At 63.6% G+C, this 24,341-nt stretch carries 23 protein-coding genes, 1 other RNA gene and 2 pseudogenes; 10 read left to right on the top strand and 16 right to left on the bottom strand.

Annotated elements, in window-relative coordinates; translation table 11 throughout:
• Positions 1-115 precede the first annotated feature (115 nt).
• Positions 116-1,615, top strand: coding sequence for a phosphomannomutase/phosphoglucomutase (locus ACSZOQ_RS15995; RefSeq protein ID WP_439923416.1), 1,500 nt, complete (start codon positions 116-118; stop codon positions 1,613-1,615).
• Between the two features lie 120 nt (positions 1,616-1,735).
• Here the strand turns inward: ACSZOQ_RS15995 and ACSZOQ_RS15990 are convergent, their stop codons facing one another.
• From ACSZOQ_RS15990 to ACSZOQ_RS15980, 3 genes are all read right to left on the bottom strand, one after another.
• Positions 1,736-2,245: an Lrp/AsnC family transcriptional regulator gene (locus tag ACSZOQ_RS15990; RefSeq protein ID WP_439923415.1), complete on the bottom strand. Its 510-nt coding sequence runs from the start codon at positions 2,243-2,245 to the stop codon at positions 1,736-1,738.
• A gap of 80 nt (positions 2,246-2,325) precedes the next feature.
• Positions 2,326-3,252: a sugar kinase gene (locus tag ACSZOQ_RS15985; protein WP_439923414.1), complete on the bottom strand. Its 927-nt coding sequence runs from the start codon at positions 3,250-3,252 to the stop codon at positions 2,326-2,328.
• A gap of 91 nt (positions 3,253-3,343) precedes the next feature.
• Complete coding sequence (locus ACSZOQ_RS15980) at positions 3,344-3,760, bottom strand: HIT domain-containing protein (protein WP_439923413.1); 417 nt, start codon at positions 3,758-3,760, stop codon at positions 3,344-3,346.
• Between the two features lie 110 nt (positions 3,761-3,870).
• Between ACSZOQ_RS15980 and ffs the strand changes: the two genes are divergently transcribed.
• The 4 genes from ffs (at position 3,871) to recR (ending at position 7,058) form a co-directional block, all read left to right on the top strand.
• Positions 3,871-3,967, top strand: an RNA gene (ffs, locus tag ACSZOQ_RS15975) — signal recognition particle sRNA small type.
• Positions 3,968-4,088: 121 nt separating this feature from the next.
• A complete protein-coding gene (locus tag ACSZOQ_RS15970; RefSeq protein WP_439923412.1) occupies positions 4,089-5,924 on the top strand; it encodes a DNA polymerase III subunit gamma/tau in 1,836 nt (611 codons plus the stop codon).
• A 129-nt stretch (positions 5,925-6,053) separates the two neighbouring features.
• Positions 6,054-6,374, top strand: a complete 321-nt coding sequence (locus ACSZOQ_RS15965) for a YbaB/EbfC family nucleoid-associated protein (protein ID WP_439923411.1) — start codon at positions 6,054-6,056, stop codon at positions 6,372-6,374.
• Between the two features lie 81 nt (positions 6,375-6,455).
• A complete protein-coding gene (gene recR / locus ACSZOQ_RS15960) occupies positions 6,456-7,058 on the top strand; it encodes a recombination mediator RecR (protein ID WP_439923410.1) in 603 nt (200 codons plus the stop codon).
• A gap of 94 nt (positions 7,059-7,152) precedes the next feature.
• Here the strand turns inward: recR and gloB are convergent, their stop codons facing one another.
• Positions 7,153-7,920 carry a hydroxyacylglutathione hydrolase gene (gene gloB / locus ACSZOQ_RS15955; protein WP_439923409.1) on the bottom strand — a complete coding sequence of 256 codons (768 nt, stop codon included), beginning with the start codon at positions 7,918-7,920 and terminating at the stop codon, positions 7,153-7,155.
• A gap of 139 nt (positions 7,921-8,059) precedes the next feature.
• Between gloB and ACSZOQ_RS15950 the strand changes: the two genes are divergently transcribed.
• On the top strand, positions 8,060-8,800 hold the full coding sequence (locus tag ACSZOQ_RS15950) for a methyltransferase domain-containing protein (protein ID WP_439923408.1): 741 nt from the start codon (positions 8,060-8,062) through the stop codon (positions 8,798-8,800).
• 56 nt (positions 8,801-8,856) lie between these two features.
• On the opposite strand, the gene ACSZOQ_RS15945 is transcribed toward ACSZOQ_RS15950, so the two are convergent.
• The 5 genes from ACSZOQ_RS15945 to ACSZOQ_RS15925 form a co-directional block, all read right to left on the bottom strand.
• Positions 8,857-9,585, bottom strand: coding sequence for a DUF4167 domain-containing protein (locus ACSZOQ_RS15945; protein ID WP_439923407.1), 729 nt, complete (start codon positions 9,583-9,585; stop codon positions 8,857-8,859).
• Positions 9,586-10,059: 474 nt separating this feature from the next.
• Positions 10,060-10,944 (bottom strand): peptide chain release factor N(5)-glutamine methyltransferase, encoded by an 885-nt coding sequence (prmC, locus tag ACSZOQ_RS15940; protein ID WP_439923406.1) that lies wholly within the window; start codon positions 10,942-10,944, stop codon positions 10,060-10,062.
• 175 nt (positions 10,945-11,119) lie between these two features.
• Entirely contained in the window at positions 11,120-12,205 is a 1,086-nt protein-coding gene (gene prfA / locus ACSZOQ_RS15935) for a peptide chain release factor 1 (RefSeq protein WP_439923405.1), read from the bottom strand.
• Positions 12,206-12,253: 48 nt separating this feature from the next.
• Positions 12,254-14,521: a phosphoenolpyruvate--protein phosphotransferase gene (gene ptsP, locus ACSZOQ_RS15930; RefSeq protein WP_439923404.1), complete on the bottom strand. Its 2,268-nt coding sequence runs from the start codon at positions 14,519-14,521 to the stop codon at positions 12,254-12,256.
• A 301-nt stretch (positions 14,522-14,822) separates the two neighbouring features.
• Positions 14,823-16,076 (bottom strand): aspartate kinase, encoded by a 1,254-nt coding sequence (locus ACSZOQ_RS15925; protein WP_439923403.1) that lies wholly within the window; start codon positions 16,074-16,076, stop codon positions 14,823-14,825.
• Positions 16,077-16,275: 199 nt separating this feature from the next.
• Here ACSZOQ_RS15925 and ACSZOQ_RS15920 point away from each other — a divergent pair, with 199 nt between their 5' ends.
• The 3 genes and pseudogenes from ACSZOQ_RS15920 to ACSZOQ_RS15910 all read left to right on the top strand — a co-directional run bounded on the left by ACSZOQ_RS15920 (position 16,276) and on the right by ACSZOQ_RS15910 (position 18,481).
• The gene (locus tag ACSZOQ_RS15920; protein WP_439923402.1) at positions 16,276-16,743 is read left to right on the top strand and encodes a PH domain-containing protein; all 468 of its coding nucleotides are present in this window, start codon (positions 16,276-16,278) and stop codon (positions 16,741-16,743) included.
• A gap of 15 nt (positions 16,744-16,758) precedes the next feature.
• Positions 16,759-17,532 carry a bifunctional 2-polyprenyl-6-hydroxyphenol methylase/3-demethylubiquinol 3-O-methyltransferase UbiG gene (gene ubiG / locus ACSZOQ_RS15915; RefSeq protein ID WP_439923401.1) on the top strand — a complete coding sequence of 258 codons (774 nt, stop codon included), beginning with the start codon at positions 16,759-16,761 and terminating at the stop codon, positions 17,530-17,532.
• 48 nt (positions 17,533-17,580) lie between these two features.
• Positions 17,581-18,481: pseudogene (locus tag ACSZOQ_RS15910) on the top strand (EamA family transporter).
• On the opposite strand, the gene ACSZOQ_RS15905 reads toward ACSZOQ_RS15910, so the two are convergent.
• The 5 genes and pseudogenes from ACSZOQ_RS15905 to ACSZOQ_RS15885 all read right to left on the bottom strand — a co-directional run bounded on the left by ACSZOQ_RS15905 (position 18,482) and on the right by ACSZOQ_RS15885 (position 21,345).
• A complete protein-coding gene (locus ACSZOQ_RS15905) occupies positions 18,482-18,922 on the bottom strand; it encodes an EamA family transporter (RefSeq protein WP_439923400.1) in 441 nt (146 codons plus the stop codon).
• 6 nt (positions 18,923-18,928) lie between these two features.
• Entirely contained in the window at positions 18,929-19,372 is a 444-nt protein-coding gene (locus ACSZOQ_RS15900; protein ID WP_439923399.1) for a DUF1178 family protein, read from the bottom strand.
• Between the two features lie 35 nt (positions 19,373-19,407).
• A pseudogene (locus tag ACSZOQ_RS15895) lies at positions 19,408-19,608 on the bottom strand (DUF1178 family protein); the annotation flags it as partial.
• Positions 19,605-20,483: a carbon-nitrogen hydrolase family protein gene (locus ACSZOQ_RS15890; RefSeq protein ID WP_439923398.1), complete on the bottom strand. Its 879-nt coding sequence runs from the start codon at positions 20,481-20,483 to the stop codon at positions 19,605-19,607. The pseudogene ACSZOQ_RS15895 and the gene ACSZOQ_RS15890, both read right to left, overlap by 4 nt.
• A gap of 52 nt (positions 20,484-20,535) precedes the next feature.
• Positions 20,536-21,345, bottom strand: coding sequence for a ComF family protein (locus tag ACSZOQ_RS15885; RefSeq protein ID WP_439923397.1), 810 nt, complete (start codon positions 21,343-21,345; stop codon positions 20,536-20,538).
• A 118-nt stretch (positions 21,346-21,463) separates the two neighbouring features.
• Here ACSZOQ_RS15885 and ACSZOQ_RS15880 point away from each other — a divergent pair, with 118 nt between their 5' ends.
• Positions 21,464-22,339 (top strand): methyltransferase domain-containing protein, encoded by an 876-nt coding sequence (locus ACSZOQ_RS15880; protein ID WP_439923396.1) that lies wholly within the window; start codon positions 21,464-21,466, stop codon positions 22,337-22,339.
• Positions 22,340-22,445: 106 nt separating this feature from the next.
• Here the strand turns inward: ACSZOQ_RS15880 and mutT are convergent, their stop codons facing one another.
• Both mutT and argJ read right to left on the bottom strand, forming a co-directional pair.
• The gene (mutT, locus tag ACSZOQ_RS15875; RefSeq protein WP_439923395.1) at positions 22,446-22,850 is read right to left on the bottom strand and encodes an 8-oxo-dGTP diphosphatase MutT; all 405 of its coding nucleotides are present in this window, start codon (positions 22,848-22,850) and stop codon (positions 22,446-22,448) included.
• Positions 22,847-24,088: a bifunctional glutamate N-acetyltransferase/amino-acid acetyltransferase ArgJ gene (gene argJ / locus ACSZOQ_RS15870; RefSeq protein ID WP_439923394.1), complete on the bottom strand. Its 1,242-nt coding sequence runs from the start codon at positions 24,086-24,088 to the stop codon at positions 22,847-22,849. The genes mutT and argJ overlap by 4 nt, the downstream gene beginning before the upstream one ends.
• Positions 24,089-24,341: the final 253 nt, after the last annotated feature.

The raw sequence follows: 24,341 nt of genomic DNA, 5'->3' as shown, positions 1-24,341 counted from the left end.
CTTTGATTCCCTCAAAGACGGAAGTAGTTCTAGCTCCCCGCATTTCCAGCAGCCACGGCGTTCGCCAAGGCTGCGCCCTCCTGTGTTCATGTCCTTTCCCTGCGAGGCGATCTGTATGTTTCCGAAGCCGAAACCCGTTCTGGCGCCGAACACCTATGCCTATGAATCCGAGCCGATGGTGAAGGCGACCGGCTTTCGCGAATATGACGCGCGCTGGCTGTTCGAAAAGGAAATCAACCTGATGGGCATTCAGGCGCTGGGCATGGGGCTCGGCACGCTGATTGCCGAACTCGGCCAGAAGAAGGAAATCGTCACCGGTCATGATTTCCGCAGCTATTCGTCGTCGATCAAATACGCGCTGATCTCGGGCCTGCTGGCATCCGGCTGCAAGGTTCACGATATCGGACTGTGCATGACGCCGATGGCGTATTTCGCGCAGTTCGATCTCGACGTCCCCTGCGTCGCGATGGTGACGGCGTCGCATAACGACAACGGCTGGACCGGCGTCAAGATGGGCGCCAACCGGCCGCTGACCTTCGGACCCGACGAGATGAACCGGCTGAAGGAGATCGTGCTCGGGGCCGCCTTTGCCAACATGGTCGGGGGCTCCTACCAGTTTCACGAGAACTTCCCCGCGCGCTACATTGCCGACCTGACCAGGCGGCCGAAGCTGAAGCGCAAACTCAAGGCAGTCGTGGCATGTGGCAACGGCACCGCCGGCGCCTTCGCGCCTGCCGTGATGGAGGCGATCGGCTGCGAGGTGATCCCGCTCGATACCGAGGCCGATTACACCTTCCCGAAGTACAATCCGAATCCCGAAGACATGAAGATGCTGCACGCGATCCGCGACGCGGTGCTCGAATACAAGGCCGATGTCGGCCTCGGCTTCGACGGCGATGGTGACCGTTGCGGCGTGGTCGACAACACCGGCGAGGAAATCTTCGCCGACAAGGTCGGCGTGATGCTGGCGCGGGACATGTCGGCGATCCACAAGGATGCGCACTTCGTGGTCGATGTGAAGTCGACCGGCCTGTTCGTCACGGATCCGGTGCTGCAGAAGCAGGGCGCCAAGGTGACCTATTGGAAAACAGGCCATTCCTACATGAAGCGCCGCACCAACGAACTCGGCGCGCTGGCCGGTTTCGAGAAATCCGGCCACTTCTTCTTCAACGCGCCTATGGGGCGCGGTTACGACGACGGCCTGATCTCGGCGATCGCCGTGTGCGAGATGCTCGATCGCGCAGCCGGCAAATCGCTGGCCGATCTGAAGGATGCGTTGCCCAAGACCTGGTCGTCGCCGACCATGTCGCCGCATTGCGCCGACGAAGCCAAATACGGCATCGTTGACAGCGTGGTGAAGCATTTCGAGGCAGCGCAGGCGAAGGGCGAAAAGGTCGCTGGTCAGCCGATCCGCGATCTCGTCACCGTCAACGGCGTCCGGGTGACGGCGGAGGACGGAAGCTGGGGATTGGTGCGGGCGTCATCGAACAAGCCCGAACTCGTGGTGGTGGTCGAAAGCCCGGTCTCCGAGCAGCGGATGCACGACATGTTCGAGGCGATGGATAGCGTGCTGCGCACCCATCCTGAAGTCGGCGAATACAATCAGAAGATCTGACGCCCCGCGTCATTGCGAGCGAAGTGAAGCAATCCAGGCGGCAAAAGAAGAACTGGATTGCTTCGTCGCCAACGCTCCTCGCAATGAAGGGGCAGAGCATTTCAGACGAAGGCCGTCTCGCTACACCGCGCTTGCTGCCGGCACCGGCAGCGCCGTCACCGACTTGATCTTCTCCATCGCGAATCGCGAGGTGACGTTCTTCAGCGCCACGGCGCTGATCAGCTTCTTGTAAAAAGTGTCGTAGCTTTGCATGTCAGCGACCACGACGCGCAGCATGTAATCGACGTCGCCCGCCATGCGGTAGAGCTCCATCACCTCAGGCATCGCGCTGACCGCATTGGCGAATGTGGTCAGCCAGGCATCCGAATGGTCGCCGCTTTCCACCGATACGAATACCGAAATGCCGAGCCCGATCTTGTTCTGATCGACCAGCGCCACCCGGCGCAGGATGATGCCGTCCGCTTCGAGCCGCTGGATCCGTTTCCAGCAGGGAGTCGAGGACAACCCGACACGGTCACCGATCTCGGCCACGGACAGGGACGCGTCCTCCTGAAGCACGGTCAGGATCTTGCGGTCGATGGCGTCGAGGCGACGGCTGGACTCAGAGGTCTGGAGGGCGAGATCGCTCATGATTAGAACATTGTTCCAATATTGAAGTTATTCAACCTCATATATAGAAAAATATTCCAATGCAAGGGTGTCAGTCCGGACTACGCGGAAGTCGAAGCCTTTTGTCGCAAAAGTGCTTCCACCTCAGGACGTTGCGGGCAGGCGAAGGCCCCGCCGAAGCGGGTGCATTTGATTGCGGCCGCGGCGGAGGCGAATCGGAGTGATTCCTGGACGTCCTGCTTTTCGGTCATGGCGAGAGCGAACGCGCCATGGAAGACGTCCCCGGCGCCCAGCGTGTCCACGGTGTCGACCGGAAAGGCCGGAGTCTCCCGAAGCGCGCTATTGGAATCGAGCCACAGCGTGCCCTGCGGTCCGCGTGTTCCGGCGAGGAACGACGAGGTAATGCCGGCGAGCTTGTGCAGCGCCGTCGCATCGTCGTCGACACCGGCCGTGGCCTGAAGCGCTTCACTGGAGAAAATCAGATGCGACGATGCGGTCAGCAGACCGCCGCGCATCGGCATGACGCTGTCGATATCGACCACCACTGGAATGCCGCGTTTGCGCGCCTCGATGCAGAGATCGGTGCAGAATTCCGCGCAGCGACTCTCGACCAGGATGGCATTGCAATCCGCAAGCAGCCTGTCTGCGTCTGGCAGTCGCACCTTCCACAATTTGGGATCGCGAAAGGTGATGATGGTGCGCTCGCCGCCGGAATCGATCATGACAGCGGAGATCGGCGTCACCAGACCCGGCATGTGGACGATGTCCCGCATCCCGATCCCGAGTTCCGCCATCTTGTCGAAGATGTAGCGGCTGGATGTTTCGCCGCCATCGCCCATGGGACCGCAGAACGCCGCGTTGCCGCCGAGCCGGGAGATGGCGACGGCCGCGTTGAGCGCGTTGCCGCCCGCGATTTCCTCGAAATGCTCGGCACCGATCTTGAAGCCGCGTGCCGGCAAGCCTTGCACGCGAAAGGTCAGGTCGCGCACCGGCATGCCGATACACAGGATGCGGGGCTTTTTCATCATGCGGGAATCCTTGCCGATGCGGAAGGTCGAGACAAGCGGTTAATCGGCAGGTTTCGCTCCGGTTCCGCTGGCCAGCGTCCTGACGATTGGTCTAACCGAGCCCTGTCTCGCGCCGGATTGCATCGACGAATGCCTCAAGCTCTGCCGCATCGTAGTCGCGCGCGGGCACAGCGCCCCAGACCGGGCGGGGCCATGCGGCGTCGCCTTTGCGGCGCGCGATGACGTGGACATGGAGCTGCGGCACCTGATTGCCGAGTGCGGCCACGTTGAGCTTGTCGCAATCGGTGGTGCCTTTGAGCGTTTCCGAGACCTGACCGATCTCAGTCATCAGACCTGCGCGGTCGTCGCGATCGAGGTCGATGATCTCGACCGCATTGGCCCGCCTTGGGACCAGAATGAGCCAGGGATAGTTGGCGTCCTTGCTGAGCAGGAGCCGGCTGAGCGGCAGATCGCCGATGCAGACCGTGTCGGCGTCGAGCTGCGGATGAAGCGACCAGGTTGCGGGCATCGTCTGCAAACTGGCCCCGCGATCCGCTATGGTCAATGGTCCGGAACCGCATGCCCGGGAGGTGCCGTCGCCGCTTGCTTTCCGATCCTTTTGGTCCCAAATAGGCATCGGGAGATTGGCGGTGGACGAGCCACTCGCCAACCGGGTCAGGTCCGGAAGGAAGCAGCCCTAACGAGGTCCGGATCGGGTCGCTCGTCAGTCTCCTACTTTGTTTTAGGCGAGCCATGTTTCGGACGAGCCTTGCCAGCGCCGGATTTGGGCGCGGCCCGAGAGACCGCCCAGTTGTTCCGCAAGCCGGCTTCGAGAGAGAAAAATTGCGGATCGCTCAATGACCGATGCTGGCATTCCCTCAACGTCCACCGATGCCGACGCCGGGCAGACCGGCTTCGATCTCGGAACGAGGTCATCAGACCCCGGCGCTGAGTACCGCGTGCTGGCGCGGAAATACCGTCCCGCGAGCTTTGACGATCTCATTGGGCAGGAGGCGCTGGTGCGCACCGTGTCCAATGCTTTTGAGACTGGACGGATCCCGCAGGCATGGATCCTGACCGGCGTGCGCGGCGTGGGGAAAACCACCACCGCGCGCATTCTTGCCCGCGCGCTGAATTACGAATTGCCTGATGGCTCGGTGAAGGGACCGAGCATCCGGATGCCGAAGCTCGGCGTGCATTGTCAGGCGATCATGGAAAGCCGTCACATCGACGTGCTGGAAATGGACGCCGCGTCTCATACTGGCGTCGACGACGTCAGGCAGATCAATGACAGCGTGCGCTATGCGCCTTCAAGCGCGCGCTACAAGGTCTACATTATCGACGAAGTTCACATGCTGTCGACCGCGGCCTTCAACGCGTTCCTGAAGACGCTGGAGGAACCGCCGGAGCACGCAAAATTCGTGTTCGCCACCACCGAGATCCGGAAAGTTCCGGTGACGGTGCTGTCGCGCTGCCAGCGCTTCGATCTCCGGCGTGTCGATGCGGATGTTCTGGTGACTCACCTCGGCAATATCGCAAAAAAGGAAGGCGTCGAGGTCGAGCCGGAAGCGCTCGGCATCGTGGCGCGGGCGGCCGAAGGCTCGGTCCGCGATTCGCTGTCGCTGTTCGACCAGGCCATCGCCCACGCCGCCGGCGTGGTTCGGGCCGATGCCGTGCGACAGATGCTGGGCCTTGCCGACCGCACGCGGGTCATCGATCTGTTCGAGTCGCTGGCGCGGGGCGATATCGCGAGCGCGTTTCGCGAGTTTCGCGACCAATACGATACCGGCGCCGATCCGGTCGTGGTGCTGAGCGATCTTGCCGAATTCGTCAACTTCGTGACCCGCATCAAGATCGTCCCCGCGATTGCAGACAATGTCGCATTCGGTGAAACGGAGCGTCTGCGTGCTCGCGATTTTGCCGCGAAGCTGTCGATGCGCGTGCTGTCGCGGATGTGGCAGATGCTGCTGAAGGGCATCACCGAAGTGCAAGGTGCGACCCGGCCGGCGGCTGCGGCCGAGATGGTGCTGGTGCGTATCGCCTATGTTGCGGACCTTCCGACGCCGGATGAAGCGATCCGGATGCTGGATCAGAACGGCGGCGGATCATCCGTCGCTGTGAACAACGCCGCGCAGCAAAGGTCGTCTCCCGGATCGGCGTCGTCGGCCCAATCGTCAGCCGCGCGTGCCCTGTCGGCGCCGCGCGCTGCAGCGGAGCCGGTGTCCCGCCCGCAGGCGATCGCGCCGATGGTTGATCCAACGGGTGCGGTGCCGGCAGTGCGGCTTGAGAGTTTTACCGAGCTCGTGGCGCTCGCCGGCGAAAATCGCGACCTGATCATCAAGGCTGCGCTCGAGGCCGACATGCGTCTTGTCCGCATGGAGGACGGCCGGCTCGAGGTCGCGCTCGAACGCAGCGCGGCGCGCACCCTTGTCAACGAACTTGCGCGCAAGCTGGAGCAGTGGACGGGCCGGCGCTGGACTGTGATCGTCTCCAACGAGGCGGGTCAGCCGACGCTACGTTCGCAGGCGCTGCTGCAAAAGAACGAGCGGGAGCGCGCCGCCGAGGCCGATCCGCGCGTGAAGGACGTGCTGGCACGTTTTCCCGGCGCCAAGGTGGTCGAGGTGCGAAAGCTCGCTTTGTCGTCGCCGGATTCCGATGCCGTTCCTGACGATCTGGCCGACGGCGACGACTAGCGCGTATTCCGCAAAAGTGGATACCGATTTTGCGATTAGAATACGCGAAAACTATTGATTGAGAGCATTTTCTTACGGCTAACCGGACTCCACCTAGCCGGAAAATGCTCTAGCAAAGAGGAACGTTTGATGGCTGACTTTCTTGGCATGATGAAGCAGGCGGCTCAATTGCAATCCAAGATGAAGGCGATGCAGGACGAGCTCGAGCATGTCGAGGTGGAAGGCGCTTCCGGCGGCGGTCTCGTCAAAGTGCGGATGACCGCGAAGATGGAAGTCAAGGCGATCTCGATCGACCCGTCGCTGATCAAGCCGGACGAACGCGAAATCCTCGAGGATCTTGTGGTGAGTGCACTTGCCGACGCGCGCCGCAAGGCGGAGATCGCGATGCAGGAGAAAATGCAGTCGTTGACCGGAGGGCTTGGTCTGCCGCCGGGCCTGGGTCTCGGCTAATTCCTCATCAGATGCGGCAAATTCGCCGGATTTCTTCGCCAGGCGAAGGGCGATCGACAACACGCGCAGGATGTAAGACCGATGGCCTCCGTTGCCGGTCCCGAGATCGAACGTCTGATCCAGTTGCTTGCGCGACTACCGGGACTTGGCCCGCGCTCGGCGCGGCGGGCTGCGCTGCATCTGATCAAGAAGCGCGAGGCGCTGATGACGCCGCTGGCAGGCGCGCTTCAGGTTGCGATCGACAGGATTCAGGTCTGCGAAACCTGCGGCAACATCGACACGCGCAATCCATGCACGGTGTGCACGGACACGCGGCGTGATCCCTCCATCATCGTCGTGGTTGCGGACGTGGCCGACCTCTGGGCGCTGGAGCGCGCCAGTGCCACCAATGGATTCTATCACGTGCTCGGCGCCACGCTGTCGCCGCTCGACGGCGTCGGCCCGCAGGACCTGACCATCGATGCGCTGGTATCGCGGGCGCACGATTCGCGTGTGACGGAAATCATCCTGGCGCTGAATGCGACCGTCGACGGCGAGACCACGGCGCACTACATCACCGATCTGCTTGGCGATGCCAACGTGAAGGTGACGCGGCTCGCTCATGGCGTTCCGGTCGGGGGCGAGCTCGATTATCTTGATGAAGGGACGCTGTCGGCTGCGATGCGGCAGCGCACGCTGTTCTAGCCCAGCTCGAAGCCGGAGAATTGAAACCCGGCGCCACTGTGCATCTCACATGACCTGATCCGAAAACCGGAAGCCCCTTAGCTGGATCACGCGCTCAGGACTTGTTCTTGCGTTCGCGTAACTCAGCAAAAACGTCAGCCCCGCTGGCTCCCTTCATGTGCACGCCGGCAGCAACGGCAGGATCGTCGGCGCGTAGGAACACGTTGGCTTTCTTTTCCTCGCCCATCAGGGTCGGCACCGTCGGCTTGCCCTCGGCGCGCAGCCGCGTGACTTCCTCGGCGCGGGCCTTGAGGGTCGGATTGTTCGGCTCGATGGTCAGCGCGAATTTCACGTTCGATGCGGTGTATTCGTGGCCGCAATAGAGCCGGAAATCGTCCGGCAGTGCGCGCAGTTTCAAAAGCGAGTCCCACATCATCGGATAGCTGCCCTCGAACACCCTACCGCAGCCGATCGAGAACAGGGTGTCGGCGGCGAACACCACCTTCTCGTCGTCGAAGACATAGCTGACGTGGTCCAGCGTGTGGCCCGGCGTTTCCAGCACGCGTCCGAGCAGCGTTCCAACCTTGATGATATCGCCCTGGCCGACGTGCAGATCGACGTTGGCGATCCCGCCTCCCTTGTCTTGCGGCGCGACCACCCGGCAGTTGTATTTCTGCTTCAGTTCCGCGATGCCCCCGACATGATCGACGTGATGATGGGTGACCAGAATGTCGGTCAGCCTCCAGCCTTCACGCTCCAGCACCTCGATGATCGGCCCGGCCTCCGGCGCGTCGATTGCGGCGGTCGCATGAGTCGCGGGGTCGTGAATCAGGACGCCGAAATTATCAGTGAGGCAGGTGAACAGGCGAATTTCGGCGGTCATGTCGTCTCCGTAAGCCCGAGACGTTCACGCTAGCACAGCCCTGTATGCGGTGAAACATGCCGTTAACGCTGGGTTACAATTGCACAAATCGTGGCGGGCAGGGGTGCCGGCCATGCCGGCAACATGGTAGATGTGGGCTATGGCAATCGACGTTATCGACCTCCGCGATTTCTATTCGCAGCGCCTCGGCGTCGTGGCGCGGCGGCTGATCAATCGCGGCATTCATGCACATTGGCCGAGTATGGAAGGTCAGTGCGTGGTCGGCCTCGGCTACCCCACCCCCTATCTGGGCCTGTTCCGCGAGGGCTGCGAACGCTGTATCGCCTTCATGCCGGCGGCGCAGGGCGTATTGAAATGGCCGACGGCGCGGCCGGCGCTGGCGACGCTGGTCGACGAGTTTTCGTTGCCGCTGCAGGACGCGGTGGCGGACCGCATCCTGCTGGTTCATGCGCTGGAAATGTCGGACGATCCGGAAAGCCTGCTGCGTGAAGTGTGGCGCGTTCTCTCACCGTCGGGCCGTATGATGGCGATCGTTCCCAATCGTCGCGGTGTCTGGACTCGCACCGATACGACGCCGTTCGGCCACGGCCGGCCGTATTCGCGCTCGCAGATCACCCAACTGCTGCGGCAGACATGGTTTACGCCGTCGGCCTGGGGCGAGGCGCTGTTCGTCCCGCCGATCAAGAACGGTTGGTTCCTGCGCTCGGCCGCGGCGTGGGAGCGTGTCGGCGCGGCGCTGTCGCTGCCATTCGCCGGCGTTCATATCGTGGAGGCGACCAAGCAGGTTTATCGCCCCATTGCCGCAAAGCGGGAGCACAGCCGGTTGATCCCGGTTTTGCCGCCAGTGCTTGCGCCATCCTCATGCAGTACTGAGGAGTGATACCCCGATTGCGGTTTCCGAAGTTCTCACCCTATCCAGAAGGGTGAGATGCATCGCTATTCGTTGCCGGTGTTGAAGTCCTCGCCGGGAATGGGCGGCTGCACGATGCCGTCCGGACGCGGACCATGCGGGCGTCGGCGCCGGCGCGGTGGGAAGCGGTCGTTGCGCTCGCTGCCCTGATGGCCGTTGCCTTCGAACCGGCCGCCGTTCACCTGCGGCTGCGATCCCGTGATGAAGGATGGCAGGCGATCTACGCCGCCGTTGTCGGCGGGCTGCATCGCCGGTTGCGGCTGATATTGCGGCTGCGGTTGACGGTGCTCGCGGGGAGGCTGCGGGTCGCGCTGAAAGGGTTGCTGGTCGCGCTGAGGATTGTCGCGCGGCTGTTGAACCGGAACGAAGCCGGGCTCTGTTCCGAAATTCGAGTAGTTTTCGCTGTCGTCGTCGCCCCCCTCATCCGGCGTGTCGGCCTCGATCCGCGGCTGTTGCTGCGGCTGGCTCTGGCGAAACTGCTCCTGCGCCGCGGCAATCAGGCGGAAATAATGCTCGGCATGCTGATAGTAGTTCTCGGCGGCCACGGGGTCACCCGATGAGCGCGCGTCGCGGGCGAGCTGGACGTATTTCTCGGCGACGTGAGAGGCGGTGCCGCGGATTTTGATGTCGGGGCCGTTGGATTCGAAAACCCGCGTCATCGGGTTCTGGCCACGCCTGTTGTTATTGTTATTATTATTATTATTGTTGTTGTTCCGGCTACGCATCCGCTTGTTGTTATTCTGACCGTTTCTCATGTCCCGCCTTCAGTTACCAGCCTTGAAGTTTCACCCTTGGGGAATTGCCTTGTCGCTTTAGTTGCCGCCGCCGACGCGGCCTGCGCGGCGCGCATAGGCGCCACCTATCTCCATATCGGTTCGTCAATCGTCGCGTTTAGCAAAGACGCGTTCCCAGGTCGCCGGCAGGCGCATCGCACCAGCACGGCCGGATCAGTTAGCCAGAGACACCAAACTCCGGTTTTCTCGCGTGAGTCTTCAAGCGCAGTATCAGGCTTTCATTCGCTTTATGGTCGCAAGCAGCGTAGCTCTCGGCCACCGCGCTTGATATGACCTGCCTTTAAAGAACCGTTCACTCGGGCCGGTTCTCGTCCGAGAACTCTAGGCTCACCTGCAGTAGCGCTGCGGGGCCAACAACCCAGGACCGATGTTGTGCGGGAAACGTAGTCGCTCCCGAGCGATATTCCAAGTGGTTTTTTATATCCCAATCGGGCTTTACGAGGGCAATTTTCGGGCCGCGACGGCGCGACCGATGCCCGCGAGGTCAACCCTTGCGGGTCCCGCGACCGTTAACCCTACGGCGGCCACCAGCCGGGCGACGTCGCAGTCCTGACCCTGCCCAATCTCCAGAACGAGGAGACCGCCGGGCGATAGCAACCCTGCCGCCTGCGGCGCGATCCGGCGGTAGGCCTCGAGTCCGTCGCCGCCGCCATCCAGCGCGAGATGCGGATCGTGATCGCGGACCTCCGGCGCGAGAGAGGCGATATCGGCCGAGCAGATATAGGGCGGGTTCGAAACGATCAGGTCGAATGGATCGGACAGGCCTCCCGCGTAGTCACTGATCATGAAGTCCGCGCGCGGCGCGAGACCGAGGCGTTGCGCATTGGCTTTGGCAGTGTCCAGCGCGGCTGCGCTCAGATCGGTGCCGACGCCGGTGGCATTCGGCAGTTCGGTCAACAGCGCGAGCAGGATCGCGCCACTGCCGGTACCGAGGTCGGCGATGCGGAGCGGAGCATGGGTTCGGCTTTCGGCGCGGAGGATTTCGAGCGCAGCCTCGACCACGGTTTCGGTATCCGGCCGCGGTACCAGCGTGTCCGCCGACAGCTTGAGCGGCAGTCCCCAGAATTCTTTGGTTCCGAGAATGCGCGCTACCGGCTCACCTGCGAGACGGCGACGCGCGAAAGCGTCAAGGCGCGCTGCGTCATCGGCAGTGAGCTGACGCGTGCCTTGCGTGATCAGCGCGGTCAGATCGAGGCGCAGCGCCGCACCGGTCAGCATTCGCGCGTCGAGCGGAGCGCTGTCGATCCCGGCGGCCTCGAAGCGCGCCGTCAGCGCGCGGCGTGCCGCGTCAATAGTCTGTCCAGTGAAAGAATCGGTCACGTGCGTCTCTTTTTTCTCTCTCTCCTTGAGAGAAGGTGCCTTCGCGAAGCGAGGGCGGGTAAGGGGTATCTTTCGTGAGGAAAACCTCTCACCCGTCTCGCATCTAACGATGCTCGCCACCCTAAGAGCGAGCTTCGCTCGTCTCGGCTCCCACAAGGGGAGAGGGAAGAAAAAATCACGCATTACCGCCGTCGGTGGCGAGTTGCGCCGCCTGATGCTCCGTGGTCAATGCATCGATCAGTTCGTGCAGCGCGTCGCCGGCGATCACCTGCGGCAGCTTGTAGAGCGTCAGATTGATGCGGTGATCGGTGACGCGGCCTTGCGGAAAATTGTAGGTGCGGATGCGCTCGGAACGGTCGCCCGATCCGACCTGATCCTTGCGGTCGGCCGAGCGCGCGGCATTGATGCGCTGCCGCTCGGCGTCGTAGATGCGCGAGCGCAGGATGTTCATTGCCGAGGCGCGGTTCTTGTGCTGTGAACGGCTGTCCTGCATCATCACGACGATGCCGGTCGGGATGTGCGTGATGCGAATCGCCGATTCCGTCTTGTTGACGTGCTGACCCCCTGCGCCCTGCGCCCGCATGGTTTCGATGCGCAGATCGTCTGTCTTGATGTCGACGTCGACCTCTTCGGCTTCCGGCAGCACCGCCACCGTCGCTGCAGATGTGTGAACGCGTCCCTGTGTCTCGGTATCGGGCACGCGCTGCACCCGATGCGCGCCGGATTCGAACTTCAGCTTGGCGTAGGCGCCGCGGCCCTGCACCTCGGCGACGATTTCCTTGTAGCCGCCCATGGTGCCTTCGCTGGCGGACACCACATCCACCTTCCAGCCCTGCAGGCCTGCAAAGCGCTCGTACATCCGGAACAGGTCGCCCGCGAACAGCGAGGCCTCGTCGCCGCCGGTGCCGGCGCGGATTTCGAGCATCACGTTGCGCTCGTCCATCGCGTCTTTCGGCAGCAACGCGACGCGGATCTTCTGCGCGAGATCGTCTCCGCGCGTCTCCAGCGCCGGCCGCTCGGCTTCCGCCATCGCCCGCATCTCGGCGTCCGTGGTGGGATCAGCGATCATCGCGTCGATGCCGGCGATCTCGGTTGTGACTGCGCGCCAGTTCTTCACGGCCTCCACGACGGGATTGAGCTCGGCCAGTTCGCGCGTCATTTGCACGTACCGGTCAGCGCTGACTTGGCTCAGCAGCTCGTTTTCGAGCGCGGCGTGGCGGGCCAGCAGGAGATCGAGTTTGGCTTCGGGCAGGGATGACATGGTTGATATTCCGGGATGCAAAAGGGGTGGTGCGCGCCAAAAGGCCCGCTACAACGCCAGCCCTTCGGCATCGGCGAAGTCCTTGAGCTTGTCGCGGATCGAAATGCTGCCGGAGGGGGCCTCCAGCAGCGGCATGATCGTCGCTTCCGCCTTCTTGGCGTCGAGATCGAGAATCAGGGCCTTGACGGGACCGTGCGCGGTGGCCGACAGCGAAAGCGAGCGGTATCCGAGCGCGATCAGCGCCAGCGCACCCAGCGGCTGAGACGCCAGCTCCCCGCACAGCGAGGCACTTTTCCCGGCGGCTTTGGCCTTGGTCACGATGTCGCGCAGCGCCCGCAGGATCGGCGCCGACAGCGTATCGAAGCGGTTCGATACTTTGCTGTTGCCGCGATCGACCGCGAACATGAACTGAAACAGGTCGTTCGATCCGACCGAGACGAAATCGACCTTCCTGAGCAATTCGTCGAGCTGGTACAGGAGCGCCGGCACCTCGACCATGGTGCCGACGTCCACGCGTTCCGGCAGCGCGTGGCCGTGCTGGCGCAGATATGTGAGTTCGCGCTCGATGATGGCCTTGGCCTGATCGAATTCGGCGACTTCCGCGATCATCGGGAACATGATGCGCAGCGCGCGTCCGCCGCCGGCGCGCAGCAGCGCGCGCACCTGACCGCGCAGCAGGCCGGGACGATCGAGCCCGAGCCGGATCGCGCGCCAGCCCAGCGCCGGGTTTTCCTCTGCCACGGTTTCCATGTAGGGCACGGCCTTGTCGCCGCCGATGTCGAGGGTGCGGAAGGTGACCGGCTTGTTGCCGGCGGCGTCCAGCACCGCGCGGTACAGCGCAAGCTGCTCGCTCGTGCGCGGCAGGTTCTGACCGACCATGAATTGTAACTCGGTCCGGAACAGGCCGATTCCCGAGCAATTGGTGTCCTCGAGATGCGGCAGGTCGATCAAGAGGCCGGCATTGATCATGAGATCGATTGGCTGGCCGTCCTTGGTGACGCAGGGTCTGTCGCGCAGCGCGATGTATTGCGCCTGCCGCCGGGCGCGAAAGCGCACGCGCTCGGCGTAAGCCGATTCGACTTCTGCCGACGGTCGCACGTAGATCGCGCCCGAGGTGCCGTCGACGATGATGGCGTCGCCGGGGTCGGCGATTCCAGGCGCGTTCGGCACCTCGCCGACGGCCGGGATACCCAGCGCGCGGGCGACGATGGAGACGTGGGAATTCGCGGTCCCTTCCTCCAGCACCAGGCCGCGCAGCCGCTTGCGGTCGTAATCCAGCAAGGCCGCCGGCCCCATGGCGCGTGCGATCAGGATCGCATTCTCCGGGAGTTGCTCGCGGGAAGGCGCGTGATCCTGTCCAACCAATTGCCGCATCAGGCGGTGGCCGAGATCCTCGAGGTCATGCAGGCGATCACGCAGATAAGGATCGGTCGAGCGCAGCATCCGCGCGCGGGTGTCCGATTGCACGCGCTCGACGGCGGCCTCCGCGGTGAGGCCGGTTGCGACCGCCTCCTGCAGTCTGTGCGACCAGCCGTGATCGTTGGCGAACATCCGGTAGGCCTCGAGCACCTCGCGATGTTCGCCGCCGTCCACAACGTCGCCCCGCTCCAGCATGCGGTCGAGATCGGCGCGCAGCTTGGCGAGCGCTGTTTCCAGCCGCCTGATCTCCTTCGGCAGATCCTCGGCGATGTAGTTGGTGATGACGACGCGGGGTTCATGCAGCACCACATGGCCGAGCGCGATGCCGTCGGACAGAATCGCGCCGGTCTGGCGGATCGAGTGGCGCGCGACGGGCTCGAGGCCGGGCTGGGCGAGGGCGGCGAGTTCGCCCGAGGCGATCATCTCGGCGAGCACCATCGCCGTGGTCTGGAGCGCTTCGACCTCTTCCTCGACATAGGTGCGCCTGGCGCGGTTCTGCACCACCAGCACGCCGAGCGTGTTGCCCGCGCGCAGGATCGGCACGCCGAGGAACGAATTGTAGATTTCTTCGCCGGTTTCCGGGTGGAACGAGAACGCCGGGTGACTCTGCGCGTCCGGCAGATTGAGTGGCGTCGCTTCGCTTGCGACGAGGCCGACAAGGCCCTCATGTGCGGTCAGCACGGTGCGATGGACGGCGTCGCGATTGAGACCTTCGGTCGCGTAGAGTTCCAGGGTGTTGTCGACGCGCAGCACGTAGGTCGAGCAGACCTCCGCCACCATGTTGGCGGCGATCAGCACCACGATCTTGTCGAGACGCTCCTGTGCGCTGACCTGCTCCGCCATGACTTCGCGGAGCCGTCTCAACAAGACGCGGGGGCCGCTCGAGGCGCTCCGCATGTCCCGGTATCCTCCCCTGTGAAGCCGTCTTTTCGATAAGCCTCAGAAAAACAATGACTTCACCGCATCCGAAGCCCGGCGGTGCGGTGTCCGACCGAATGATTGTCTGAAGCCGTGGCGCCAGCCGAAACGGTCACGTCATGAGGCCGTATAGCCAATCGACGTCCGATTTGCCAAGCAAAACGCCTGCCGCCGAGGGTCGCACGGTTTGGAAAAGCTGCACCGGCGCGAAGGCGGCGGCAGGTTGGGCCACGGCCGCGCTGCGCCGGCCCAGCCGGAGGACGATGGGCGCTGCATTCCCTCAGGTCTGATCGAGTCCGTAAAGCGTGTGCAGGGTGCGCACAGCGAGTTCGGTATAGGCGGTGTCGATCAGCAGCGAGAACTTGATCTCGGAGGTGGTTATGGCGCGGATGTTGATGCTCTTCTCCGACAGCGCCTTGAACGCCTGCGCCGCGACGCCGGCATGGCTGCGCATACCCGAGCCTATCACCGAGATCTTCGCGACATCGGTGGCGCTGTCGAGGCGCGCATAGCCGATCTTGTCCCTGGCGCGGGTGATCGTCTCCTTGGCGCGGGCATAGTCGGCCGCCGGCACCGTGAAGGTCAGGTCGGTGGTCTTGCCGTCCTCTGAGACGTTCTGCACGATCATGTCGACGTTGATATTGGCCTCGGCAAGCGGGACGAAGATCGAGGCGGCGACGCCCGGCTTGTCCTCGATCTGGCGCACCGAAATCTGGGCTTCGTCCTTGGAGAAGGCGATGCCGGTAACGACGTGGCTTTCCATGATTTCCTCCTCGCTGCAGATCAGCGTACCCGGCGGCGTGCCATGGGGGTCGATGTCCTCCGGCTTGTCGAAACTGGAGCGGACGAAAATCGGCATGTTCTGGGTCATGCCGAGTTCCACGGAACGAACCTGCAGTACCTTGGCGCCCTGCGACGCCAGCTCCAGCATGTCCTCGAACGCAATCTTGTCGAGTCTGCGGGCCTTCGGCACCACGCGCGGATCGGTGGTGTAGACGCCGTCGACGTCGGTATAGATGTCGCAGCGGTCGGCGCGGATGGCGGCGGCGATCGCCACCGCCGACGTATCGGAGCCGCCGCGGCCGAGCGTGGTGATGCGGCCGGTCTGCGGGCTGATGCCTTGGAAGCCGGCGATCACGGCCACCTCCTTGCGCTCCTTGAAGCGGTTGACGAGTTCGCCACCGTCGATCTCGAGGATGCGCGCCGAAGCGTGAGCCTCCGATGTCCGAATCGGAATCTGCCAGCCTTGCCAGGAGCGAGCCTGAATGCCGAGCGCCTGCAGCGCGATGGCCAAAAGCCCCGAAGTGACCTGCTCGCCGGATGCCACTACCGCGTCGTATTCGCGCGCGTCATGCATCGGCGAGGCGTCGCTGCACCATGCCACCAGTTCGTTGGTCTTGCCCGACATCGCCGAGACCACCACCGCGACGTCGTGGCCGGCATCGACCTCGCGTTTGACATGCCGCGCGACGTTGCGGATGCGGTCGAGGTTGGCGACGGAGGTGCCGCCGAATTTCATCACAAGCCGACTCATGACGGATGGTGTGTTCCCAAGGCTAACTGGACAAGGCTAACTGGATAAAAGGGCTAACTGGATAAGATATCGTGCGAAAAGCGGGGCGCGCGGGCGAGAAGGCGCGTATACATACCGGCGCGGTTGCGGGCAGGCAACCCGGCTTCCAGCCGTTCCACTGATGGCCGGATAATCCAGGGAAGGCGCGTGAGGCAGGCCGATGGGGCGTTATGTCGACGATATTCTGCAACCGGGCGAGAAGGTATTGTATTCGACCAACGTGCACTGGATTTTCTATTTGCCGGCCATCGCGGCCTGGATCGCGGCGCTCGCCCTTTTCCTGGGTTCGCAGATGTTCGTGACCGAGACGCCGATGCTGTTGTGCCTGGCGCTGGCCGTCATTGCGGCGCTCGTGGCATTGTACTGGATGTTGAGGGCATGGTTTCACCGCTGGACCACCGAGACCGACGTGACCAATTTGCGGGTTGTGCACAAGACAGGCTTCATCAAGCGGCGTACCTTCGAGATGAGCCTGGACAAGGTCGAGAGCGTGGATGTCAATCAGAGTATTCTCGGCCGTATTCTCAACTACGGCGACGTGATGGTGCGCGGGGTCGGCGAAGGGGCTGAGAGGATCAGAACCATCGCCTCGCCACTGGCGTTCCGCAATCACATCACGGCGCGATAGGAGCCACGCGTAGCCATGGCCATGCAAGTCAACCCTTCCGCGAATTCTTCAGCCGCTTCAGGATCAACGGTCGATCCCGCCGAGATCGCGAAGTTCTCGAAACTGTCGCAGGAGTGGTGGGATCCCAACGGCAAGATGGCGCCGCTGCACAGGATCAACCCGCTGCGGCTCCAGTTCATCCGCGACGCCGCCTGCCGCAAGTTCGAGCGCAGCGTTCGCAGCCTGAACTGCCTTGCGGACCTCAGGCTGCTCGATATCGGCTGCGGTGCCGGCCTTTTGTGTGAGCCGTTCACACGGCTTGGCGCGGATGTGATCGGGGTCGATCCTTCCGCGACCAACATCGCCGCGGCGAAGCTGCATGCCGAGAAAGCCCATCTGTCGATCGATTATCGCTGCACCACGGTGGAAGACATGGATGTGCGCGAGCGCTTCGATATCATACTCGCGATGGAGGTGGTGGAGCATGTCGCCGATGTCGGCCTGTTCCTCGACCGCTGCGCCGCGATGCTGAAACCGGGCGGCATGATGGTGGCCTCTACCCTCAACCGCAACTGGAAGAGCTTTGCGCTCGGCATTGTTGCGGCGGAATACGTAATGCGCTGGCTGCCGCGCGGCACCCACCAGTGGGACAAATTCGTCACCCCCGACGAACTCGCGCGTCACCTCGAGCGCAACAAGCTCGGCATCACTGAGCAGAGCGGCGTGGTCTACAGCCCGTTCGCGGACAAGTGGAGCCTGTCGTCCGACATGGATGTCAACTACATGGTGGTGGCGGAAGCGGTGGGGTGAGGCTTCCTCAGCCCTCCTGCTCAAGGGAAGGGTGATAAGACATCTTTCATGTTCACCATCGCCTCGCTCTGGATACCCTTCACCGTCACGGCTGCGTTCGGACAGGTGGCGCGCAACGCGATGCAGCGGTCGCTGACCGGTCCGCTCGGCACGTGGGGCGCGACCAATATCCGCTTCCTGTTCGGTTTCCCGTTTTCGCTGATCTTTTTCGCTCTGGTGATCGCTTTCACCGGCGACCCGATCCCTTGGCCGGTCGCTGCCTTCTGGCTGTGGCTGTTGCTCGGCGCGCTCACGCAGATTGTCGGCACCGGCTTGATGCTGCTCGCGATGAACGACCGCTCGTTCGTGGTGACGACGGCGTATCTGAAGACCGAAGCGATCCAGACTGCGATTTTCGGATTTGTTTTTCTCGGCGACCATCTCACCTTGCTGAAAGTGGTCGCGATTCTGATCGCCACCGTCGGCGTCGTCATCACCGCACTCCGGCCCCGGGGGCGCCAAGGGCTTCGCCGATCTCAAGCCGACGGCGCTGGGGCTGGTCGCAGCCGCCTGCTTCGCCCTGTCCGCGGTCGGCTTTCGCGGCGCCATCATTGCCGTGCCGGGCGTATCGTTTGTCACCGCGGCGTCCTACACGCTGGTGTTCGGGCTGTTCGTGCAAACGGCGGTGCTGACGGCGTATCTGATGCTGCGCACGCCGGACGTGCCAAGACGAATTCTCGGCTTGTGGCGGCCGTCGCTGTTCGCAGGCTTTTTGGGTGCGTTCGCCTCGCAATTCTGGCTCCTGGCGTTCGCACTCACCGCCGCTGCCAATGTCCGCACGCTGGCGCTGGTCGAGGTGCTGTTTGCGCAGGCGGTGTCGTATTATTCGTTCAAGCAGCCGCTTTCGTTGCGTGAGCTTGGCGGTATCGCGCTGATCGTGATCGGCGTCGGGTTGCTGGTGGCGGTTTAGTTAGCGTTTGAATGCAATCAGCACTGCGCCGGCTGCGATCAAGGCGATTCCAATCCAGCCATTCAGTGACGGGCGCTCGCCAAGAAAGACGACGCCGAACAAGGCCACCAGCACGACGCTCAGCTTGTCGATCGGCGCGACCAGCGTGGCCGGACCGAGCTTGAGCGCACGAAAATAGCAGAGCCACGATGCGCCGGTGCCCAGTCCCGACAGCACGAGAAAAACCCAGCTCCGGGCCGGGATTGGGCCGGAGTGGCTGAACTGTCCCGTCGCCAACAGGATCAGGCCGAGACTGACGAGGACAACGATGGTGCGGATGAAAGTGGCGATATCGGAATTGATGCCCTCGACCCCGACCTTGGCAAAGATGGCGGTCAGCGCTGCGAATGCCGCCGACAGCAGTGCCCAGAACAGCCAGGACGGAAACGTGTCCAGCGTCATAGCCCCTTAGTTCCGGTCGTCCGGCAGCACCGGCAGCGACCCGACCTCGACGCCTTCCTCGATCAGCGATCTCGTTTCCTCAGGCGACGCCTCGCCGTAGATCGGGCGATGCTCGATATCGCCGTAATGCATTTTGCGGGCTTCGTTGGGAAATCGTGCGCCGACGTTGTCGGCGTTCTTGATCAGATGATCGTGCAACTGCTTGATCTCGGCGCGAAGCTCGCGCTCCTGCGTTACCGTCGCGGGCATGGAGGAATCAGCAGGCGCAACCTCGCCGCGCTTTCCGGTGCGGGCGAGCCGCGGCGCCATGATCGCCTTCTCGACTTTCGCCGAGCCGCAGACCGCGCAGGTTACGAGCTTGCGCTTGACCTGCGAATCGTAGGCCGACGAGCTCTGGAACCAGCTTTCGAAGGTGTGGCCGCGGTCGCAGCGCAGGTTGTAGCGGATCATGCCGAACCTCGCTCGGGAGGGTCGTCTATCGTAAATGCGGGAGCGGCCGCGAGCCTCGGCGTGCGCTTCTTGGAGCCGGCGAGCCGCGGGGCCATAATCGCCTTCTCGACCTTCTCCGAGCCGCAGACCGCGCAGGTCACGAGCTTGCGTTTGACCTGCGAGTCATAGGACGACGAGCTTTGGAACCAGCTTTCGAAAGTGTGGCCGCGCTCGCAGCGCAGATTGTAGCGGATCATGCCGAGCCTCGTACAAGATGCAGATGGTCGCTCGCCGACTTATGATCGGCGAAGGAAAATCGTCGCCCGTGCTGCAACGAGGGTACGGTCTTGCGCGCGGTCGCGACTTTGGCAGGGTCGATCGTCGCCAGCACGATGCCGGGTTCGGTGCCACCGCCTTCGGCCAGCACCGTGCCCCAGGGATCGACGATCAGCGAATGGCCGAACGTTTCGCGGTTGTTCTCGTGCAGCCCGGCTTGTGCTGCAGCGAACACGAAGCAGCCGTTCTCGATGGCGCGGGCGCGCAGCAGCGTGTGCCAATGCGCCTCACCGGTCTTTTTGGTGAAGGCCGAGGGCACCGTGAGGAACGACGCGCCGGCTTCGGCCAGCGCCCGGTATAGCGCCGGAAAGCGCACGTCGTAGCAGATCGTCATGCCGAGTCTGCCCCAAGGCAGGTCGGTTATCACGGCGGTCTCGCCCGGCTGATAGTTGGCGGACTCGCGATAGCTTTCGCCGCCGAGATCGATATCAAACATGTGGATCTTGTCATAGCGCGCGAGGATGTCGCCGGACGGCCCGATCAGGAACGAGCGGTTGACAGCTTTCTCGGGCGTGATCTGCAACGCCAGCGAACCGATATTGAGATGGATTTTCAATTCGCGCGCCAGATCGCGATAGCCGGCGAGCGAGCGGTCGTCGTCTTCGCTCCGGAGCTGCTCAAACAACGCGATGCGATCGGTCTGCATCATGTTGCTGACTTCGGGGGTTTGCACGAAGCTTGCGCCCTGCGCCGCCGCCTCGCGAATCAGCCTCGCGCCCTGGTCGAGATTTGGCTCGGGCAGGAGACCGGCCCGCATCTGGATCATCGCCGCGATGAACGTGGTCTCGGTGTCCATGTCGTTGCCTTTCCCCCGCGAGCAGACACAAGGCTTCGGGTTCGAGCCTTAATTATATGGGAGCTTTCATGGTGTCGACAACCCGGGCGAAAACCAGCACGTCCACCTGCGCGGCTTTGGCGCGCAACAGTACGCGCGCGCAGGCGTCCACCGTCGCACCCGATGTCAGGACATCGTCGATCAGAACGATCCGGCGGCCCTGGATCCGACTGGTGCGCTCAATCGCAACCTTGAACGCGCCCTGCACATTGCGGGCGCGGTCGTTTCTCGACAATCCGACCTGTTGCCGGGTGGGGCGGATGCGCCGTAGCGCGTCCGTCACGACCGGAACGCCCGATTGTCCGGCGATGGTGCGTGCCAGCGCGCCGGACTGGCTGTAGCGGCGGCTCCAGCCGCGCCGCCAGTGCAGCGGCACCGGGATCAGAACATCGGCGCCGTCGAGCAATTCGGTACCCGCGCGCGCCATCCAACGGCCCATCGCAGGCGCGAGGTCAGTGCGGTCCTGATACTTCAGTGCGTGGACCAGCACCTTGGCGACATCGTCGTAGCGTACCGCGGCGCGGGCACGCTGATAGGCCGGGGGATTGGCGATCGCCTCCATCGACAGCATGCTGGACCCCGGATCATAAACAAAGGGGGTGCCGAGACGGGGGCAATAAGGGCGTTCAATGAACGACAGTTTGGTCCAGCAATCGGCACAAACGCCAACGCCTGCGACCGGTTCGCGGCAGGCGGCGCAAAGGGTCGGCAGCGCGATATCGAGCGCCGTTCGCGCCGCGTGGGACACCGCGCCAAGGCATTGCCGCAGCGCACCGTGCAGACGGCCGGCCATGGAACGTGACGGTGCAGTCTCTGCGTCCATGGGACGAGGCTAACGCTGACGTGAGCTCGGCTCAAGCATTCATGCGCGGCGCGCGCTTAACCTCGTCCCGCTAGCGGGGACAAGGAAAGGCGGTCGACGTGCAGTTGCCAGCGACGGGATGATCGGCGTACCAAGCCGCATGGCTCCGAACCCGTCATCGCCGCCCGTTCTGTTCGACCGCGCCTTGCTGCGCGTGCGCCAGCGGCGTGCAGCCAGGATGGGAGCGGTGCCGTTTCTGCTCGATCGCGTCGCGGAGGATATGGCGGAGCGCCTGCAGGCCGTGTTGCGCGTGTTTCAACATGCGGCGGATATCGGCACGCCGGGCGATCAGGTGCGCGGCGCACTCGCAGCGCACGTCGCCGAGCTCTCGCCCGTCGATCTTCCTGTCGACGAGAGCGAAGCCTTGGGACTGCTGCCGGAATCGCTCGATCTCGCTGTCTCCGGACTGGCCTTCCAGTTCGTTAACGATCTGCCGGGCGTTCTGGCGCAGATTCGCCGTGCGCTGAAGCCGGATGGATTACTGCTCGCAGCCACCATCGGCGGCGAGACGCTGACCGAATTGCGTCAGGCGTTCGCCGCCGCCGAGTCCGAGCTTGAGGGAGGCATGTCGCCGCGCGTCGCGCCGTTCGCCGATCTGCGCGACGCCGGTGCGCTGCTGCAACGGGCCGGCTTCGCGGTGCCGGTGACGGACGTCGATCGCGTCGTGGTGCGTTATGGCGATGCTTTCGCGCTGATGCACGACCTGCGCCGCATGGGTGCGGCCAACATCCTGGCCGAGCGGCGGCGGACGCCTTTGCGCCGAGCAACGCTGCTACGGATGGCGCAAATCTATCATGAGCGCTTCACTGACCCCGACGGCCGTATCCGCGCGACCTTCGATATCGTCTGGTTGTCGGGTTGGGCGCCGCATGAGAGCCAGCAGAAGCCGTTGCAACCCGGTTCGGCTAAGGCGAGTCTCGAAGCAGCGGTGAAGAGAGCGGCCGACAAAAAATAGCATCATGCCCGCGCTTGTCGCGGGCATCCAGGTCTTGAATTCATTACCGCGTCAAAGACGTCGATGGCCGCGACGAGCCCGGCCATGACGACTGGAAAAGCCGTCCCTACATCAGCAAATCGATCAGCGGCGGGATCAGCGGGATATCCGCCGGCGGCATCGGATAGTCGCGCAGCCTGTTGGCGCGAACCCACTTCAGCGCCTGCCCCTCTTTCGAGGTCACATCGCCTTGCCAGCGCCGGCAGATATAGAGCGGCATCAACAGATGAAAGCTCTCATAGGCGTGGCTCGCGAAGGTCAGTGGCGCGAGGCAGGGCTCCTGCGTCACGATGCCGAGTTCCTCGCGCAGTTCACGAATTAGCGCCTCTTCGGGACGCTCGCCCGGCTCGAACTTGCCACCCGGGAATTCCCACAGCCCGGCAAGCTGTTTGCCCTCGGGCCGCTGCGCGATCAGCACGCGGTTGTCGGCGTCGATCAGGGCGCAGGCGACGACGAGAGTGAGTTTTATCACGACCGGTAATCGCCGTTGATCGCGACATACTCCTTGGTGAGGTCGCAGGTCAGCACGCGGTCGCGGCCCTTGCCAAGGCCGAGCGCCACCTTGATTTGGATAGTCGGGTTCTTCATCGCTGCCGACACTTCAGCTTCATCGTAAGAAGGATCGCGCGCGCCACGGGTGGCGACGCGGATGCCATTGAACGAAATGGAGAGCTTGTCGCGATCGGCCGGCTCGCCGGCCTTGCCGACCGCCATCACCACGCGGCCCCAGTTGGCGTCCTCGCCGGCGATCGCCGTCTTCACCAGCGGCGAATTGGCGATCGACTTGGCGATCCTGCGCGCCGACAGTTTCGAGGTCGCGCCCTCGACGATGACCTCGACCAGCTTGCGCGCGCCTTCGCCGTCGCGCGCCACCTGTTCGGCGAGATCGGCCAGCATGCCGTGAAACGCTTTCGCAAAGGATTTCAGGCGCGGATCGTTGGCGCGGGAGATTTTCGGCGCGCCATGGGCGCTCGCGGCCCCGGTCGCGAACGCCAGCAGGGTGTCGGAGGTGGAAGTGTCGCTGTCGATGGTGACGGCGTTGAAGGTGTCCTCGACGCCGCTCTTCAACAGCGATTGCAACGCCGTCGCTGAAATCGGCGCGTCGGTGAAGACGAACGACAGCATGGTCGCCATGTCTGGCGCGATCATGCCGGCGCCCTTGGCCATGCCGTTGATGGTGACGGTCGCCTTGCCGAGTTTCACGCGTGCGGTCGCGACCTTAGGAAAGGTGTCGGTGGTCATGATAGCGCGCGCCGCGTCCATCCAGCGGTCGGGCGCAGCGTTGCGCGCCAATGTCTCCAGCACGCCGTTGAATTTTGTGGCGTCGAGCGGTTCGCCGATCACGCCGGTCGAGGCGAGATAGATGTCGCTCGCCTTGCAGCCGGCCGCTTTGGCGGCGGTATCGGCGGTGAGCTTGGTCGATTGGCGGCCGGTCTTGCCGGTGAAGGCATTGGCATTGCCGGAGTTCACCACCAGCGCCCGCGCGCTCCCACTTTTCAGTCGGGCGCGGCACCACTCCACTGGCGCCGACGGGCACTTGGATTTGGTGAATACCCCGGCCACCGTCGTGCCCTTGTCCAGCAGCGCCAACAGCACGTCGGTGCGGCCCTTGTAGCGGATGCCGGCCGCGGCGGTCGCGAGGCGCACGCCCGCGATTGCGGGCATGTCTGGGACATCAGTGGGAGCGAGGGGGGAGATGGTTGACGACATGCGGTGAGTCTCGGCGTTTCTTCCCTCTCCCCCAGCGCAGCGAACCTGCGCGGGGTGGGCGAGGGTACTGAGCGGCGAAGCCACGAAGCGGGTGAGGGCGGCTCGCATGACGTGCCATGACCCCCGCCCGGCGCGAATTCGCTGCGCTCGTTCCGCCACCCTCTCCCACAAGGGGAGAGGGAAGAAAAGAGCCGGATGCAAAATGGGGCGGGATGATCGTTCATCCCGCCCCATCGATTCGGACTTTAGATCG

Source organism: Nitrobacter sp. JJSN, assembly GCF_051912485.1.
GTDB lineage: Bacteria > Pseudomonadota > Alphaproteobacteria > Rhizobiales > Xanthobacteraceae > Nitrobacter.
Note: the sequence above shows the minus strand (reverse complement) of the source record. Positions and strands in the feature narration are given on the sequence as shown.